Raw genomic sequence first — 16,413 nt, forward strand, 5'->3', positions numbered from 1 at the left:
ACGACACAACAGCCGCGAATTCATTTGCCCGACGGCGTTAAGACTCCTCGTTCAATCAAGTCCGAGAACATGTCCTCCATCGACTCCCGCAGAGGCCGGTAGGTGATGCCCAGCTCACGTTGACTCTTCGAGTTGTCAGCACGCCACGCGCGGCCAACGCTGTTGTTGACGAAATCACGGCTAAGCCCTACGAACGGTGCTGCCAGCCAGACGAGGAACTTAGGTAACGCCCATCTCGGTAACGGAAAGCTCCGCCCGAAACGCGGCTGCAGCGCCTGCGCCAACTCCAGCATGTCGGTGTCGTGGCCAGAAACGATGTGCCGCCCGTGAGCGTCCGGTAGGTAGGCAGCCGCGATATGCGCCCGCGCGACCTCGCGAACATCCACCATGCCCATCCCAATCCGAGGCGCGCCCTGTCTCATCGTGCCGTCCGCGATCTGCTTGACGATGGTGAAACTCTCCGATGTCGGATCGGGCCCGGTCGCGGGCCCGGTAACCAGCGAGGGGTTGACGACCACAAGCCGCCAACGATCCTGACTCTCGGCGAGCCGCCAAGCTTCCTGCTCGGCGAGCCGCTTGGAGTAGCTGTACGGCTCATAGTCGAGCGAGGCCGTCGTGTTCCAAATCGCTTCGGTGATCACGCCGCCAGGTGCATTTTCACAATCGCGTCCATCGCTACAGATCGCCACAACCGAACTCGTCAGGACTACGCGCGACACCGAACCCACAAGGTTGGCGCTCGACAAGACGTTGGCCGTTCCTAATACGGCCGGGTCGACCAAATCGCGCTGCGGATCGCCCACCGCGCGCACGAACGGCGAGGCCGTATGGAAAACAATGCGGCAACCCTCCATCGCTTCGGTATACGAACCTTCGGTGAGCAGGTCGGCGCCGAAGAACCGAACCTCACCGGGTGACCTCTCGGCCATGTCAACCAGATGCGCGATCTTCGCCTTGTTCTTGGGGTCCCGGACGGCCGCGTGGACGGTCACGCCCGCATTCAGTAAACCCTTGACGATCCACCCCGCTACATATCCGGTGGCACCGGTTACCAGGACCGGCGCGCTGAGGTCAACGTCGATCCCCGACAAATCTGGCTCGTCCGTCACCGCAAACTCCTTTCAACCGTACGGATCTCCACATTGCCCACGATCTAGCTGTCGCCGGCTAGCCGGAACCCGTCGGGTTTGTTGGTATTTTCTTCCCCTGTGCGTACTACCGCGGTCACCCGGGCCGCATTCATGCGCTAATCGCTAGCCGGTAGCGGCTTGACCTCTTTAAGCTGAAGCTTCGTCGCGCCGATGCTAAGTGTTCCCGTGCCTGGCTTGGTGACCAACACCTCGGCACCGGAGTCGTCGACGTAGCGCTTACCCAGCACGCTGCCATCCGCGAACGCAGGGTCAAGTTCACCCGAACGCTCTGCGCCAATAGCCACCATCGAAGCGCCGCCACACCGCAGATCGTCCAGACTATCTGCGGTTCTGACGACGATGACCTGGGTGTCGCACACCTGGCTGGCGAGACGAGTTCCGTTCTTGATCATGGTTTGGTGCCTCCATCGCTTACCGTCCGGCCGGCGCGCAGTTCTGCCAACCACTCAATGATCTCGCGGCGAAGCACTTTGCCGGTGGCCGTGGTTGGCAGTTCGTCGCGAAACACTACCTGGTCGGGGGTACGCGATCCGCGCAAGCTGGTGCGGACATAATCGCGCAGTTCCTCCGGGTTCGGTTCGACGCCAGGGTATGGCGCCACCACAGCGACGATCGCTTGGCCCCATTGCGAATCGTCGACACCAACCACGGCGACGTCCCGCACCTGGGGGTGCTCGATCAACACCTCTTCCAACTCGGCAGGCGCGATATTCTCACCACCGCGAATGATGGTGTCATCGCTGCGGCCGCTGATAAACAAGTACCCGCCTTCGTCGAGCGAGGCGATGTCTTTGGTGGGAAACCAGCCGTGCTCGTCGAGCACCGAACCGATCCCGGCGTAGCGCCCGGATACCTGCTCGCCCCGCACAAACAGCTCCCCGCAACGACCCGGACCCAAGACAGTTCCTTCGTCGTCGCGAATCTGCAACTCAATGCCCGGCACCGGCCGCCCCACAGAACCCAATCGCTTGGCGACAGCGGCTACTGGCGCGGCCTGCGCCGCGCGGTGATCCTCAGGTGTCAATACCGAGATCGTCGAACTTGTTTCGGTCAGGCCGTAGGCGTTGACGAAGCCGACCTCAGGCAACAGCTCAAGCGCCCGGCGGACAAGTGGCAAACCCACTTTCGAGCCCCCATAAGCTAGGTTGCGCAACGCCGGCAAACGATAGCCGCCCTGCTCAAGTACGGCGACGATACGATCGAGCATGGTGGGAACCACCGTCGCCGTTGTGACCTGCTCGGCGATAGCGAGCCGCACCCACTCCCGGGCATCAAAGTTCAGCAAGTACACCATTGTGCGGCCCGCGTACACGTTCGACAGTGCAGCGCCGACTCCGGCAATGTGGTACGGCGGCACGCATATCAGCGCGGCGTCGCCGGGGCCTGCCGAGTTGAATTCGACCGTCCCGGTGACATAGCTGTTGAGATTGTTGTGCGAGAGTTCGACGGCCTTAGGCGTAGATGTGGTGCCCGAGGTAAACAGCACCACAGCGACCGAGTCGGGATCGGGGAACTCCTGGACAGGCAGGGCATTGCGAGCGGCCATCAGGAATTCGTCGGTGCTCATCAGCCGTGCTGACGTACTGCCGGGGATCTCCCGGTACGCATCGTCGGTGATCACCCAAGGCTTTGGCAACCGCTCGATCAGAGCCTGGATAGCATCAGTCGACAGCCGGTAGTTGATCGGGGTGAACGCCAACCCAGCGCGCGCCGCAGCGAATATGAGCAGAGGCACCATGGCTCCCCCAGTGCCCACATACGCGACGTGCTGAGCGTGCGATCGCGCGATCACCCCCGCGGCGCCGTCGGCAAGGTCGCTGAGCTCCTGAGTCGTCAACCGCAGATCTCCGCAGACAACGGCCGTGCGATCGGGGTTGTCCGACGTGGCCATCTCGAGCAGCAACGAAACGCTCATCCTCGATCCTTGCCGGATGCAGCCCTTGCCAAGTTCAGGCCGAGTGTAATCGATCCGATCGCACGGTCGGCGCTAGCGCCGGTGCACTCGTCCGCTGCGCTTCGGACGCGGATAACGAACCGCACAGCACCACCGAGCCGATTAAGTCCCGGTCCATCGCGGCGGGCGCTTCTCGGCGAACGCGATCGCGCCTTCCTTAGCGTCGTTTGAGCCAAAGATTGGGGCCAGCACTTTCATCTGATCGGCAAACCTGGTAGCCCGGCTCCAGCCGGGAGATTCGGTGATGATCCGCTTGGTGGCGGCCACGGCCAACGGACCGTTCGCAGTAATCCGCTCCGCGAGGGCGATCGCGGCGTCGAGTGCCGCTCCGGGCTCGGTCAAGACATTCACCAGCCCCAGCTCATGAGCTCGTTGCGCGGGCAAACTGTCACCAGTGAGCGCCAGTTCCATAGCGATCGCATAGGGGATTCTCTCTGGCAGACGAAGCAATCCCCCAGCACCGGCAACCAAACCACGCTTGACTTCGGGAATACCGAAAGCCGAGTCATTGGCCGCCACAATCAGATCGGTGGCCAGCGCCAACTCTGTCCCACCGGCCAGCGCGTATCCTTCCACCGCTGCTATGAGCGGCTTGTCGGGTGGACGCTCAGTAAAGCCCAGGCCGCGGCCCGCAACCACGACATTCTCACCCCGGGCAAAGGCCTTCAGGTCCATGCCCGCGCAAAAGGAACCGCCCGCGCCGGTCAAGATCGCAACCGACAAGCCTGCGTCTTCATCCAGGCGATCCATCGCTTGGGCCAACGCTTGGCTGACTGCGGCGTTGATCGCATTCTTGGCTTTCGGACGATTGATCGTGATGATCAGAATCCGCTCGCGTTGATCGACCAGGACTTCAGACTCGTTGTTGCTTGATCCCTCGCTCACAGTGCCGATGGTAGCGGTCGCGGATCACGCCTGCGCCATGGCGGCCTCGATAACCGTCAGATCTTTTGAAAGCCCTGCTGCCCTGCGAATTTCGACGAAGTCAACCAACATGGCCTCAGTGACCTCATGCGGGTCTTTGACTGTAGCGCCATCGGCCAGCACCGAGATATTCAGCTGATCGACATAACTCCATACGGTGATGTTCAAACCACTGCCCGCGGTCAACGGTCCTACCGAGTAGATCTCGGTAACCTGCGCGCCGCCGACCCTGCCGCGCTCGCGGGGGCCGGGAACATTGGAGATATTCAGGTTGAGAACCTTGTTTTGCCCATCCCGGTTCGATGCCCAACGAAAAGCAGCTTCGGTAGCCGCAGGCGGCCAGTACGCCGCCCACCGGCTGATCAGCTCCGGCCCCATCAGGTGGTGGCTCTCCTTCGCAGACAATGCGTTGGCGTGGCAGGCACGCACCCGCTCCAAGGGGTCGTCGGAGTCGGCCGGCAGCGCGACCATCATTCCGCTGAAATGGTTTCCAGAAATGCGTTCGGGTGAGAAATCGTAACTTACCGGTACCGAAGCCAGCAGCGGTTCCGCTTTGCCGTCGTATCGCAGGAGCAGACTGCGCAGGGCTCCGGTCGACATGGACAGCACCATGTCGTTGATCGTTACCCCGAGCTTCTTGCTGGTCTCCCGCACATCGGCGAACGCGAGGGTGGCGGTGGCGAACCTTCGTTCCGCGGTAATCATATGGTTCATGAATGTTGCCGGCGGGGTGAAGGGCCGCGTCAGTTCCGGTGACAGCTTCCGCGAGCTTCGTCGCACCCGTCCCAGACCTTGCGCGGTGTAACGGATCGTCGCGGGGATCCTGCCGAGGTGGCGAATGTGATCCGCGAAAGCCGTAGTCATCAATTGCCGTTTGGTGGGAGCTGGGTCGGTGACGTACGGACCATCTTTCGATTCTGGCAGCAGATCCATGCCGCGAGCCATCAGGTTCGCCGACGCGATCCCGTCGGCAAGCGCATGATGAATCTTGGCGACCACGGCCACCCGGTTGTCCGCAAGGCCCTCAACGAAGTACATCTCCCACAAGGGATGGTCCCGATCCAGCGGAGTGCTGGCGATCTGTCCGATGGCCTGGTCCAGTTCGCGTCGGCCGCCTGGTGCACTCAGCTGCCAGGGCCGGACATGGTATTCGAGATCAACGTCGCAATGTTCACGCCACATCGGGTGATGGAATTTGAACGGGATATCGACGAGCTGGTAACCCAACGGCTCGAGCTTGTGCAACCGGCCACCGATCACCGCGCGAAACGCTTCGACATCGAAGCCGCGGCGGTCCGGATCCAATTCGATCACCGCAACTTTGACGGTGTGCATGTGCACATTCGGAGTCTCGCTGTAGAGCAGGACCGCGTCCCAGCCGCTCAGTCGCTTCATGCCAGCCCCCAACCCATAGGCTGACCCTACAGCCGGCCGGCGGTCAGATGACCTCTTTCGCGAACTGTGTTCGAATGCGGTGCACCTGATTGAGGAACAGCGATACCGCGTGCACCGTCGGGCCAGTACGGGCGCCGTCGAGAAGGTCGAAGCCGTGCCCGGCACCGGGCAGTTCTACGTAGCCGACCAGCGAGCGCGAAACCCCGCGTAGCCGTTCGACAAAGCTTCGCGCCTGCTCGACCGGGATGACACTATCGCGGCTGCCGTGAATCACCAGGAACGGTGGCGCGTTGCCGTGCACTCGGGCAATCGGCGACGCGTCCCGGAATACGTCTGGATTGCGGTCGATCCTCCGTCCCACCACGACTCGCTCCAGAAAGTCGACGAATCGGACGCGCTCGGGGGTGGAGCGATCCTCCCAGTCGTACCGGCCGTAGATGCCGACCACAGCGTCAACCGAGGTGTCCGACCCATCCGGCAGCTCGGCTTGGAATTTGGGATCGTTTGCGGTGAGCCCAGCCAGCGATGACAAGTGTCCACCGGCCGAACACCCGGCCACCGCGACGAAGTTGCGGTCGCCGCCGAACTTGTCGACGTTGGCCCGGGCCCACGCGATGGCCGTCTTGACATCGTGGATATGACGCGGCCAGCGATGGTGCGGCGCGACGCGGTAATCAATCGACAAGCACACCCACCCCAGCTCGGCCAGGCGTGACATCAGGGCATGCCCCTGGATGGTGCGGTTGCCATGTATCCAGGCGCCGCCGGGGACGAAAATAAGCACCGGCGCGGGTTCGGAAGGCAGATCTTTGGGCCGCCAGACGTCGAGCAACTGCGCCGGGTGGTCTCCATAGTGAACGCCGCGGCGGTAAAGGTATCGACGGTGACGCATGGCTCCCAGCACTGGCGCCGCACCCTCCGGGACCGGCCAGTCGGCATCCAGATCGCCGGCTGACACGATGCCACGCAGGGCGGCCAGGGACACCTCACTGGTATTTTCCCGATCTCGGCGACGAACCTCGTTGCTCCCCGGCGTCAGCCAATCCTTCGCCGTCGCGGAGAGGAATCCCGGCGCGTGCCGGGCACCCCAGACTCCCATCGCAGTGACGCTGCCCAGCGGTTCGAGGTGCTTACCAACCATAGGGAGCGAAGCGCCGGCGACGCTTAACGCCATCATGTAATCCCCAGGACGGGCACGTAGCAGCCATCTGAAACACGGTGTCATGCGTGGGGCCCCGTCGCCGTCATGAGGTGAGCCTACTACTTGTCGTCCCACGTTTGCGCCAACCGTATGGCTATTGATCCCAGCGGCGCAGAATCAAAGCCGCGAATAATTCGCAGAAATCTATGTTCTTAATGCTCAAACGCTATTGCTAATTTTGCTCAAAATGCCGCCGACGCGCGCCGACGAGTCGGCCAACGTACAGAATGGCGCTGATGGCGAACATCGCCGCGGTGAGCAGCAGCCACCTACCGAGAAATGGCTGTTGAGTTTGTCCTGTCGCCGCCTCATAGGTCGGTGCGCCCTGCTGAATAATGCCAGGCAGGAATATCAGCAATGTCATTCCGGCCCCCAGCGCAGGAACCCGAATGTAGTTGCGAGCTCGGACTATCGGGGGTTCCGGTGCGGGCCGGCCCGCACGCTGCACCCAACGCCTCGACAGCGCACGGTCAACCGACGCGTAGAGAGGGTAGAGAACGAGGTCATGGCCGATCACAGCTGCGGCGAACCAGACGGCAATCGACTGCCACCAGGTGTCCGGGTTCCACAGCGCGGTAAGCCTGAAGGTGGCGAGGATGTAGCCCAGCAGCGCAAAGCCGGACACCATAGTCAGCAGGTGCAGCGGATGAGCTCCATAGTAACGAGCGAATCGCTCCGGAGACCTCAGGAAGCCAAGAAAACGCGGCATCTCAGCTCGGCTCGAAGTCGATGGATGCGACCCATTTCGTGTTGTGCACACCGGGCAGGGCAGGCACGATTATCCGGGCCGGATAGCCGTGATCGAGTGTGAGGTCTTCGCCATTGACCTGCAGTGCGAGCAGCGCATCAGGGTCACTGACCTGATTGCCTTGAAGGGTCGCCGAGCCGAAGGCACCGCCTCTCTGCAGCGAAACCACTCGAGCCGACCGGGGTACCGGCACACCTGCCATCCGAGCCAACTCGGCCAGCGGCACCCCACTCCACGTCTGAACGGTCGACCATCCTTCGACGCAAGCGATCGGCAGTCGAGCGGTACGTTGCGGCAGGCGGGCCAACGCCGCGCGGTCCAGCGCCACCGCGGCGGGCCCACCGCGCAGGATCAACCGCCAGCTCGCGCCGACAGCCTCAGGTGCGATCCTGGCCGCGGCGGCGGTCTTGTTGACCGGGAAGTCGCGGCCGTCCGATCCAGTCCGGCCCCGCGGCAGCAATAAAGCCAACCTACGCACGGGACCCCCCAGCGTCTGACCGACAGTCAACACGGCGATCAGCAGCACGCCGGAGCCGACCAAGGCCAGCGCGCCTCGTCTACTCATCGTCGGCTCAGCCGGATCGGCAGCTACCAGCCCGGTCGGATCAAGGGCCTCCGGGCGGGTATCAGTCACGTTGGTGCGCAACACTTCCCGCATTGACAACGACCGCAATCCAGTGATCATGTGTGGAATCTTGAGTGCGATGTGCATCAAGAATCCGGCAATGAAAACCCACGCCCCTATGTAGTGCCCGGTGTAGAAGCTGAACCCGAAAATGTAGTCGTACTGGATGTTGAGCACACCGGTTACGATCTCGAACAGCAGCCCGCCGACCAGCATCAACAGTGACACCCGTTCCAGCAGATGGGCGATCGAGCGCACCGGCGGCCACACGAACAGCTTTGGGATCACCGACCACAGCTTCGCCAACACCACCGGGATGATGACCAGACCCAGCCCCACATGGACGCCCTGGTTCAACCGATACAACCACGATGGACGGGTGGGCCAGGTGAAGGCGGGCAACCGTAGCCAGCCAACATCGTCAGGAATAGCCTGGCCGAATTGCGGCGCATAGGCGATATAGGACGTCAATCCGGTGATAACGATGATTGGCAGTGCTACTAACAGCACCAGCCCGAACACCGACGTGAGCCACGGGCCGCGCAACGGGCTACGAAACCGTGACAGCCGTTGCACACCAGGTGGCCGATACCGGTCCAGCGCGCGCCACAAACTCGCGGGATAACCGTAGTCGTCCGAGTGCTCCGGGGGACGTTCTGGCTTTCTAGCCGGATGGTTCACGAAGCCGCCAGACTCGCGATTACCCGACCACCGATCATCTGCAGGCTAGTCAACGTAAGGCCAACGTGGGCGGCTAACGTCGCGGCGCTATCCACGCCGACCGACGCCCAACGAAACCACGGCCCGACATCACAAGCTGACTCCAACCGAACCCAACGAACCCGAATACCGATGGCCGTCGCGTCGAATTCAGCCACGCAACGACCGCCGCCAACCAACAACTCAGCCGCCCGACCCAGAATTCGCCGCGGATCTCCCCCGAGGCCGATATTCCCGTCGACGAGCAAAACCGTTTGCCAACGGCCCATGCCGGGCAACGGCTCGAACACATCACCCAGCAGGGCCGGCGCACCGCTGCGTCCTGCCAGGTCGATCGCCGTCGCTGACCGATCGACGCCTAGTGCCGGTGTCCCCCGCCGAGCCAATCGGGCCACCAAGCGCCCAGGCCCACACCCCGGCTCGATGGTCGGCCCGCTACACATGCGGGTCACGCCCTCATCGAACGCCTCGTCCGCCGAGTCCGGTCCATCTGGGGCCGCACGAGCACCCAACCAGCGGTGAGTTGGCAGCGGACGCACCTGACCGTCTTCATGGCGGATCCAACATCGCTCGCCACCGAGCGCCCGATCATAGAGTTGCCCCAGCATTCAAGCCCCTGGCATAGCGCTCGACCACATCGCCCGCACGGACGCCGACACGCTAACGACAAGCGCCGACACCAGCATCATTCCCTTCGGTACCTGGATCCTCGCATCGACTACTACCAATACCTGTCAATAACAACGTTGGGAAGAGGTAAAACGGTTCGCTTACGCGCCCAGCATGCCATGCCAGGCCGACGCGCCCTTGGGCGCCGACGCCGCTTCGACCAGATTTTGTCGAAAGCGCGGGTGGCACAGAATCTTTCTGCGCGCATGCGCGACTATCTGCGCACAGCACTTCCACCAGCGGCCTGAGCACCCGCCCGCTATGCGACATAGGCGATCTCACCGCCGATGATCGTCGCTGCCACCATGCTGGAATCCAGCTCCGCCAGTACCGTCTTGGGCGGCTCCGATAGTAGGCAGAGGTCCCCGGGCTGTCCGGTCGCGACCGCGCGGGCTCGGCCTGGCTGATCGGGCCATCCCAGAAACATCGTCAAAGCCTCTCGGGCCGCAACACATTCGCCAGAATTGAGGACGGCCCCACCTGGCGTGGTGCGATGTACGGCAGCGCGCATCGCCGCCCACGGGTCACCGCCGCCGAATGGCAGGTCGGTAGACAGCGCCACGGGCACATTCAGCTTCAGCAAGGACGCGACCCGCCACAGTTGGCCATGCTCAGTCACAGATACCTCGGCCAAGTAATGATCACCCCGCTCGGCGACGAAGTTGGGCTGGGTCACCACGGTCAACCCACGGCCGGCCAAAACGGCGAGATCGGTCAGGCAATCGTCGGGCACAACCGCAGCATGCTCAATGCGATCAAGTGGATGGCTACCAGCCGAATGCAAAGCAGCGATAGTGACCACCAATTGCGCCGCGGTCACACAATGCACAGCCACTGGCCGGCCAGCACCGTGCCGTTCGGCGATCCACGCCGCCAGCGCATCCAAGTCCAGATGGTCATCTTGCAGGATCTTCTTTCCCGGCGCCAAGAATTGCAGCTGCGGCCGGAACTCGCCACGACGGTGCGCCACCATCAGCGAAATCATGTCATCGGCGCCCAGGTCAGGCGTGGCGTCTGTGACGCCGGTGACGCCAAGCGCGGTGAACACCCGGCTCAGTCCTGCGAGGTGGGTTTCGCGTCGCTGCAACGCGTCGGACCAGCCATGTTCGGCACTGCGCAGGCGCCCGTCTTGGTGTTCGGCCAGGCCAACCTGGCTCAAAGCTGTGGAGTTGAGCATCCACAGCACACCACTGCGGTGCTGAATTCGCACTGGAATATCGCGCACCATCGCGTCGATAGCGTTCCGGTCCAAGCGCCCGGCAACGGACTCGTGATAGCTGACCGCACGGATCCAACCATCGGCGCCCGGCTTGGCGTTCGACAAAACCTGCTCTAGTTGATCTTTGGTGCGAACTGCGGGAGGTCCGACGATCAACGAATCCAGCGCGGCCGCCGCCGCACGCACGTGCACATGGTGGTCGTGCAATCCGGGTATCAGAGTCCCACCATGAGCCTCGAACACGGTCTCCCCCGGCTTGGCGGCCAAGCCGTCGCCGATGTCCTCGATCCATGCGCCCAACCGGACGTCGGCCATCACTCCGTCTAATAGGGTGGCCCTCCGGATCAGCATGACGATCGGCGTCTTTCGACTACCAAACGGCGCACCGCAACTCCATCTGCGCCGGGTGCGGCAGCTGTTTTCGAGGTGGGTGGGGCCGACGGCGGTGGGGCCGGGCGCGCCGCCACCGATACGTGCGTCGGCAACGCCGCGTAGGTCGCGGCGACCGTCGCCATGGACACGTCGATCAGTTCGCCGCCACCGCGGCCCAGCGATTCGGCCACGGCGCGGCTGGCCTCGAGCCCTGCGAGTGGGTCGGCAATGGCGTCGCCACAAAACACCGGCCCGTCAGCATCCCCACCAACCAGACCCCCGGCTACCGCGGCATCGTCGCCGAATGCCGGGCGCCCAGAATCCGCACCGTGCCCGCTGATGCGCAGCCAAATTCGACCCGCTCGCGGAGCAACGTGCCCCGGACCGAGCCGTCGCCGAGCTAGCGCCGCCGGTCGCGACCCTTCAAGCACGATGTCGGCGACCGCGAGCAACTCGGCTAGCTCGTCCACGTTGCGATCGAAATCCAGGCTGTAGAACAATTTCTCGCCATTGATCCAGTCGAAAAACGCAGGATTGCCGGCCCGGGTGCCATCGGGGCGGCGTGGACTTTCGACCTTGACCACAGTTGCTCCTGCCCGGGCCAGTAGGTGACCGCACAGCGGGCCCGCCCACATCGATGACAAGTCAGCTACCAGCAAACCGCGCACATCACGCCTGAACGCGCGCGCCCCCAAGCGACGTACGCGCGGTGCTGCGGCCGCGGCTTCGCCCAGCGCGGCCGCCGGAATGTCGAGCAGCTCGGCCCGCTCCGTGATCGCAAGCACCGGCCGCGTCGCGGCCCAACGCTCCAGCATCGGCCACGGGTCTTCAGACACTTCGTCCGCTTGCACCAACGCCGGAACTGCGGCGACGTCGTCGGGTCGCGACAGGGTGATAGCACACCAACCATTCCGAGCCGCGAGCAGTCGGGTGGCGCGGCCGGCAGAAACACGACCACCGCGCGACAACCCAAGCAGCCCGGCCCTGCCAGTCAGCAGCGTCGCCGCATCGGTGGCGATCCGCTGGGCATTGCCCAACACATTCGCGCGGGAGAAGTCGGGCGGCCCGTCAGGCAGGCCGGTCAGGTAGGCCAGACCGCTGCTCCCCCAGTTGTCAACACGCCGGGCTGGTGCGCCGCTCACGACCACCATTGTGCTCGTAAGGAGGTTCGCTACTAGAACTGCAGTGCATCAAAGCGCCAATCCAGGACTTGCCGGTCGGGTTCGCCCGCGACATCGCTGACCGCGTAAACCAAAGATCGCAGCCCCAGTATGCCCCCATCCGCGGTCGCCTCGGCGGACTCCACCCGTAGTTCGCTGTAGAGAGTGTCACCCTCGCGCACCGGCCCGGTGTGATCGCAGAACTCCCAGCCAAGGACCGTGACCAGATTGGGTAACAACCGACTCGCCTGTGCCAGCGCGAGGCCGATGGTGTGTCCGCCGTAAACCAAACGCTGCCCACCTACCCGCGAATCGTGATGGGTGGCAGCAATATTTAGCGTGAGCCGGGCCAGCTCGGGCGCACTGCTGACAAGGTCGCCGCTGCTGTGCAGCACCGCACCGACAATGCCGGCTTCGATACCGGCCTGGAAATGCGGGCCCGGGACTCGATTCCGAAAGACCGAGCCATCCCATCGTGCCGTCGGATCGACCGCCGGTCCCGCCGCATCGGCACCAATCGCAGATAAGTCATCGTCGGCTCGGCTAGATCCGTCGTGGTCCGGCCGCCAGTTCGGGCTGGTGGGCAGCATGGCGCACCGGTAGAAGTCGAGCACTAGCCGATCAGCCTGGTCGATCGTGGTCATCCGCAACGCCGCCATGCCGGTTGGCGCCCGGCCCGGCTTGACCGAGTTGGCGCGCAGCCCCACCACCTCGGTGCGGGTGTATATCGTGTCGCCGATCACCGGGAATCGATGAAAGGCAAGCCCGCGGTAGAACAAGTTGGCTTTGACCCGCTGAGTCACCAGCGTCGACTGCCCGATCGCGACATCGCACACCAAGCCCGGATGCGCCAGCGCCGCCGGTGCGCCCGTCACGGCGGCGCACAGTTCAGCATCGAGAGCCAGTCGCAGCCGGTCACCCACAATCGCCTGATGAGCAGCTGCCAATCCGGAAGATAACGTCGCCGCGGGCGCCCAATCGAACACCTGCCCCACCGAAAGCTCGTCAAAGTAAGGCCCGCCCTCGCGGATACCCGCATACCCGATGGTCACAATGCCACATGCTGGCAGGCTATGGAACCACGGGTCAACACGGAGGGCGGTCGCCGGTGCACAGTGAGCTGAACGAAGACGAACAGATGCTGGTTGCGACTGTACGAGCATTCATCGACCGCGACGTCAAACCCACCGTACGCGAGGTCGAGCACGCCAACACCTACCCCGAGGCCTGGATCGAACAAATGAAGCGCATCGGCATCTACGGACTGGCAATCGGCGAGGAATACGGCGGTTCGCCGGTGTCGACACCCTGCTATGTACAGGTCACCGAGGAGTTGGCACGTGGCTGGATGAGCCTGGCCGGCGCGATGGGCGGGCACACCGTCGTCGCCAAGCTGCTGACGTTGTTCGGCACCGAGGCGCAAAAACAGTAATACCTGCCCCCGATGGCCACCGGTGAGCTGCGAGCCACCATGGCTCTCACCGAACCTGGCGGCGGCTCCGACCTGCAAAACATGGCGACCACCGCCCTACCAGCCAACTTTGATGACGCAGCCGGACTGCAAATCAACGGATCCAAGACATGGATCAGCAATGCTCGACGTTCCGGCTTGATCGCGTTGCTGGCCAAGACCGATCCAGACGCCGTACCGCGGCACGGCGGAATGTCGATCCTACTTGTCGAGCACGGTCCGGGACTGACAGTATCGCGCGACCTCCCCAAGCTGGGCTACAAAGGCATCGAATCCTGTGAGCTGTCGTTCGACGACTTCTGGGCGCCTGTGACGGCAATCTTAGGTGGTCAGCCTGGCAAAGGTTTTTCGCAGATGATGAAAGGCCTTGAGACAGGACGCATCCAGGTGGCTGCGCGTGCCCTGGGTGTCGCGTCGGCGGCACTGCAAGACGCACTCACATACGCCCAACAACGCGAGAGTTTCGGTAAACCGATTTGGAAACATCAGGCTGTCGGCAACTATCTGGCCGACATGGCAACCAAACTGACCGCCGCCCGCCAGCTCACTCGCTACGCCGCCGAGCGCTACGACAGCGGGGAGCGCTGTGATTTGGAAGCCGGGATGGCGAAGCTGTTTTCTTCCGAGGTCGCCATGGAGATCGCACTCAATGCCGTGCGGATCCACGGCGGCTACGGCTACTCCACCGAATACGATGTCGAACGCTACTTTCGCGATGCACCGCTGATGATCGTGGGCGAGGGCACCAATGAGGTCCAGCGCAATGTGATAGCAGGACAGTTGGTAGCCCGGGGCCGAATCTAGCGGCGCGAAGCAAAATCCCTCAGCACAAAGTTCGGCTGCTGTATATTTTGCCTGACTTCGACACCGAGCAAACGGCGCAGAAGTATCAGCGTTTGGCCCGAAGGGACGTCAGCTGCCATGAGCAATCCGCCAGGATCGTACGAAAGCTCACCAGAATGGCAGGGCCAGCAACCGAGTTGGCAGGGTCCCCAACCCAGCTGGCCGGGACAACAACCGGGCTGGGGGCAGCAGCCGAGCTATCCGCGTGAGCCGGACAACTACCTGGTGTGGGCGATTCTGTGCACGGTTCTCTGCTGTCTTCCGTTTGGGATTGTGTCAATCGTCTACTCGACCAAAGTCTCCGGGCTATGGGCTCAGGGCCGATATGCTGAAGCACTGACCGCGTCTGCGAACGCCAAAAAGTGGGCCATTATCGGCGCGATCACGGGTGCGGTCGTTGCCGTCATCTTTATGGTGGTCTATGTCGCTCTTATTGCGGTGGCCTTCCACAACACTCCCTCCACTATCACCACCACGTACTCAGACTTCTGAGCGGTCTCCCGTTTTGTGACCGAAAGCTCCTAAGTCTGATCTGATTTGGCGGGCACGGAAGACACCGCGTCGACCAGACCCCAGTCCAGCGCCGTTTCGGCATCAATAGTCCGACCGGACAACACCAGATATGCCGCACGCCAGCGGCCGATGCGGCGCGTAACACTTACCGTGCCGCCGGCACCCGGAATCAGCCCCAAACTCAATTCAGGCAAACCGAATACCGAATCACCGCGTGCGTCAACCCATCCGCAAAAGGCTGCCATCTCCAATCCGCTACCCAACACCTGACCGTGCACTTCGGCGCGGCACCGGCTGCCCAACTTGGCAGTGAGCGCGTCGAGCGCCAGCGCCGGGCTGTAGCGGGTGCGAGCCAGATGAGCACTTGCCGGGTCAGCGAATGTGCCGAACTCCGCAAGGTCTCCACCACTGCAAAATGAAGGGCCCCTACCACTCAAGATCACTTCAGTGACGGACCGGCTGCGTCCAGATGCCGGTGTAAAAGGCAGGGCCAGTTTCGCTCCGCTGTTAGCATACGGGCGTCTGGTTCGGCGGCAGGTCGATTCGCGGGTTGGGGGTTGTACGGGCCGGTCGTGGTTCGTGCGCCGGCGATGTTTGGGCTATGAGGGCGCTGGTGGTTGTTTCTGCGTGGTCGAGGTGGCGACCGCAGGCGATTCGGGACGCTGACCAGTGGCGCGACGCGATGCCGCGGTGATGAGGGTGCGCTGCCAGTCGGGTGGGACCGCAGCGAAGATTCCGCGGTCGATAGTGGCCAGCGCCTGTGCAGCGACCTCGGCGGGGTCGATGCCGTCGGTGGACATGCCTGTCGAGACCAGGGCGGGGCAGATCATGCTCACGCCGATCGGCGTGTCGGCCAGTGCCAGCGCGGTGTGTTCGGCCACGGCCACGACGGCGTGCTTGGAGGGTCCGTAAGCGCCGCCGCTGGGAAAGGTCAGCACCCCAGCCAATGAGCCGGTGATCAGGATGTGCGCGGGCTGGTTCGCGGCCAGCAGTCTGGGTACGAACGCACGCAAGCCGTTGACAACGCCACCGACGTTGACCGCGAACACCCTGTTCCAGTCAGGAGCGGCCACTTCCCACGGAGCACCAAAGCTCCTACCGGTGATTCCGGCGTTCAGGCACACGACCCGGGCGTCGCCGGCGGCTTCAGCGAGCGATTCGACCGCATCCGGCATGGCAACGTCAGTGGGAACCGCTTGTGCCCCCAGTGACTGCGAAACTTCGCTCAATGTGACGGTGTCGATGTCGGCGAGCACGAGGTTGGCTCCACGGTCGGCCAGTGCATGCGCCAACGCGCGCCCGATGCCACTAGCTGCGCCGGTCACCACCGCTGTCATCCCATTCAGATCCACATTGTGCAGGCTATCGACCACGGCCACGCCGCCGTGGCAAACGGTTTCCCTCACCTCCCCTTACTGGGACCGGGTGGGCGTCGTCACGCGTGCGTG

14 protein-coding genes and 2 pseudogenes are annotated in these 16,413 nt (G+C 63.3%); 2 read left to right on the forward strand and 14 right to left on the reverse strand.

Annotation, left to right across the window (positions count from 1 at the left end; genetic code table 11):
* Positions 1-20: 20 nt before the first annotated feature.
* The 12 genes from ACO07W_RS09910 to ACO07W_RS09965 all read right to left on the reverse strand — a co-directional run bounded on the left by ACO07W_RS09910 (position 21) and on the right by ACO07W_RS09965 (position 13,190).
* Positions 21-1,109, reverse strand: a complete 1,089-nt coding sequence (locus tag ACO07W_RS09910) for an NAD-dependent epimerase/dehydratase family protein (RefSeq protein ID WP_421842798.1) — start codon at positions 1,107-1,109, stop codon at positions 21-23.
* A gap of 137 nt (positions 1,110-1,246) precedes the next feature.
* The gene (locus tag ACO07W_RS09915; protein ID WP_421842800.1) at positions 1,247-1,543 is read right to left on the reverse strand and encodes a hypothetical protein; all 297 of its coding nucleotides are present in this window, start codon (positions 1,541-1,543) and stop codon (positions 1,247-1,249) included.
* On the reverse strand, positions 1,540-3,066 hold the full coding sequence (locus ACO07W_RS09920) for a class I adenylate-forming enzyme family protein (protein ID WP_421842802.1): 1,527 nt from the start codon (positions 3,064-3,066) through the stop codon (positions 1,540-1,542). The genes ACO07W_RS09915 and ACO07W_RS09920 overlap by 4 nt, the downstream gene beginning before the upstream one ends.
* Positions 3,067-3,207: 141 nt before the next feature.
* The gene (locus ACO07W_RS09925; RefSeq protein WP_421845911.1) at positions 3,208-3,999 is read right to left on the reverse strand and encodes a crotonase/enoyl-CoA hydratase family protein; all 792 of its coding nucleotides are present in this window, start codon (positions 3,997-3,999) and stop codon (positions 3,208-3,210) included.
* Between the two features lie 15 nt (positions 4,000-4,014).
* Positions 4,015-5,424, reverse strand: coding sequence for a WS/DGAT/MGAT family O-acyltransferase (locus ACO07W_RS09930; protein ID WP_421842804.1), 1,410 nt, complete (start codon positions 5,422-5,424; stop codon positions 4,015-4,017).
* A gap of 43 nt (positions 5,425-5,467) precedes the next feature.
* Positions 5,468-6,649 (reverse strand): alpha/beta hydrolase fold domain-containing protein, encoded by a 1,182-nt coding sequence (locus ACO07W_RS09935; protein WP_421842806.1) that lies wholly within the window; start codon positions 6,647-6,649, stop codon positions 5,468-5,470.
* A gap of 148 nt (positions 6,650-6,797) precedes the next feature.
* A complete protein-coding gene (locus ACO07W_RS09940; RefSeq protein ID WP_421842808.1) occupies positions 6,798-7,334 on the reverse strand; it encodes a hypothetical protein in 537 nt (178 codons plus the stop codon).
* A gap of 1 nt (position 7,335) precedes the next feature.
* A complete protein-coding gene (locus ACO07W_RS09945; RefSeq protein WP_421842810.1) occupies positions 7,336-8,679 on the reverse strand; it encodes a molybdopterin-dependent oxidoreductase in 1,344 nt (447 codons plus the stop codon).
* Entirely contained in the window at positions 8,676-9,326 is a 651-nt protein-coding gene (locus ACO07W_RS09950; RefSeq protein ID WP_421842812.1) for an SAM-dependent methyltransferase, read from the reverse strand. The genes ACO07W_RS09945 and ACO07W_RS09950 overlap by 4 nt, the downstream gene beginning before the upstream one ends.
* Before the next feature lie 320 nt (positions 9,327-9,646).
* Positions 9,647-10,957, reverse strand: coding sequence for an amidohydrolase family protein (locus tag ACO07W_RS09955; RefSeq protein ID WP_421842814.1), 1,311 nt, complete (start codon positions 10,955-10,957; stop codon positions 9,647-9,649).
* Positions 10,951-12,129 (reverse strand): CoA transferase, encoded by a 1,179-nt coding sequence (locus ACO07W_RS09960; protein ID WP_421842816.1) that lies wholly within the window; start codon positions 12,127-12,129, stop codon positions 10,951-10,953. Before ACO07W_RS09960 ends, ACO07W_RS09955 begins: the two co-directional genes overlap by 7 nt.
* A 23-nt stretch (positions 12,130-12,152) precedes the next feature.
* Complete coding sequence (locus ACO07W_RS09965; RefSeq protein WP_421842818.1) at positions 12,153-13,190, reverse strand: MaoC family dehydratase; 1,038 nt, start codon at positions 13,188-13,190, stop codon at positions 12,153-12,155.
* An 8-nt stretch (positions 13,191-13,198) separates the two neighbouring features.
* Between ACO07W_RS09965 and ACO07W_RS09970 the strand changes: the two are divergent.
* Together ACO07W_RS09970 and ACO07W_RS09975 are read left to right on the forward strand one after the other, a co-directional pair.
* Positions 13,199-14,413: pseudogene (locus ACO07W_RS09970) on the forward strand (acyl-CoA dehydrogenase family protein).
* 117 nt (positions 14,414-14,530) lie between these two features.
* Entirely contained in the window at positions 14,531-14,944 is a 414-nt protein-coding gene (locus tag ACO07W_RS09975) for a CD225/dispanin family protein (RefSeq protein WP_421842820.1), read from the forward strand.
* 29 nt (positions 14,945-14,973) lie between these two features.
* Here ACO07W_RS09975 and ACO07W_RS09980 read toward each other — a convergent pair.
* A pseudogene (locus ACO07W_RS09980) lies at positions 14,974-15,420 on the reverse strand (enoyl-CoA hydratase/isomerase family protein); the annotation flags it as partial.
* Positions 15,421-15,564: 144 nt separating this feature from the next.
* A complete protein-coding gene (locus ACO07W_RS09985) occupies positions 15,565-16,371 on the reverse strand; it encodes an SDR family NAD(P)-dependent oxidoreductase (protein WP_421839996.1) in 807 nt (268 codons plus the stop codon).
* Between the last annotated feature and the right edge of the window lie 42 nt (positions 16,372-16,413).

It is taken from the genome of Mycobacterium sp., assembly GCF_965230835.1.
Taxonomy (GTDB): domain Bacteria; phylum Actinomycetota; class Actinomycetes; order Mycobacteriales; family Mycobacteriaceae; genus Mycobacterium.

What these genes read in the sequence shown, in the direction of transcription:
- ACO07W_RS09920 (WP_421842802.1), bottom strand. Translation starts at nt 3,066, where the DNA reads ATGAGCGTTTCGTTGCTGCTCGAGATGGCCACGTCGGACAACCCCGAT.
- ACO07W_RS09960 (WP_421842816.1), bottom strand. Translation starts at nt 12,129, where the DNA reads ATGGTGGTCGTGAGCGGCGCACCAGCCCGGCGTGTTGACAACTGGGGG.
- ACO07W_RS09975 (WP_421842820.1), top strand. Translation starts at nt 14,531, where the DNA reads ATGAGCAATCCGCCAGGATCGTACGAAAGCTCACCAGAATGGCAGGGC.
- ACO07W_RS09940 (WP_421842808.1), bottom strand. Translation starts at nt 7,334, where the DNA reads ATGCCGCGTTTTCTTGGCTTCCTGAGGTCTCCGGAGCGATTCGCTCGT.
- ACO07W_RS09935 (WP_421842806.1), bottom strand. Translation starts at nt 6,649, where the DNA reads ATGACACCGTGTTTCAGATGGCTGCTACGTGCCCGTCCTGGGGATTAC.
- ACO07W_RS09955 (WP_421842814.1), bottom strand. Translation starts at nt 10,957, where the DNA reads ATGCTGATCCGGAGGGCCACCCTATTAGACGGAGTGATGGCCGACGTC.
- ACO07W_RS09930 (WP_421842804.1), bottom strand. Translation starts at nt 5,424, where the DNA reads ATGAAGCGACTGAGCGGCTGGGACGCGGTCCTGCTCTACAGCGAGACT.
- ACO07W_RS09915 (WP_421842800.1), bottom strand. Translation starts at nt 1,543, where the DNA reads ATGATCAAGAACGGAACTCGTCTCGCCAGCCAGGTGTGCGACACCCAG.
- ACO07W_RS09950 (WP_421842812.1), bottom strand. Translation starts at nt 9,326, where the DNA reads ATGCTGGGGCAACTCTATGATCGGGCGCTCGGTGGCGAGCGATGTTGG.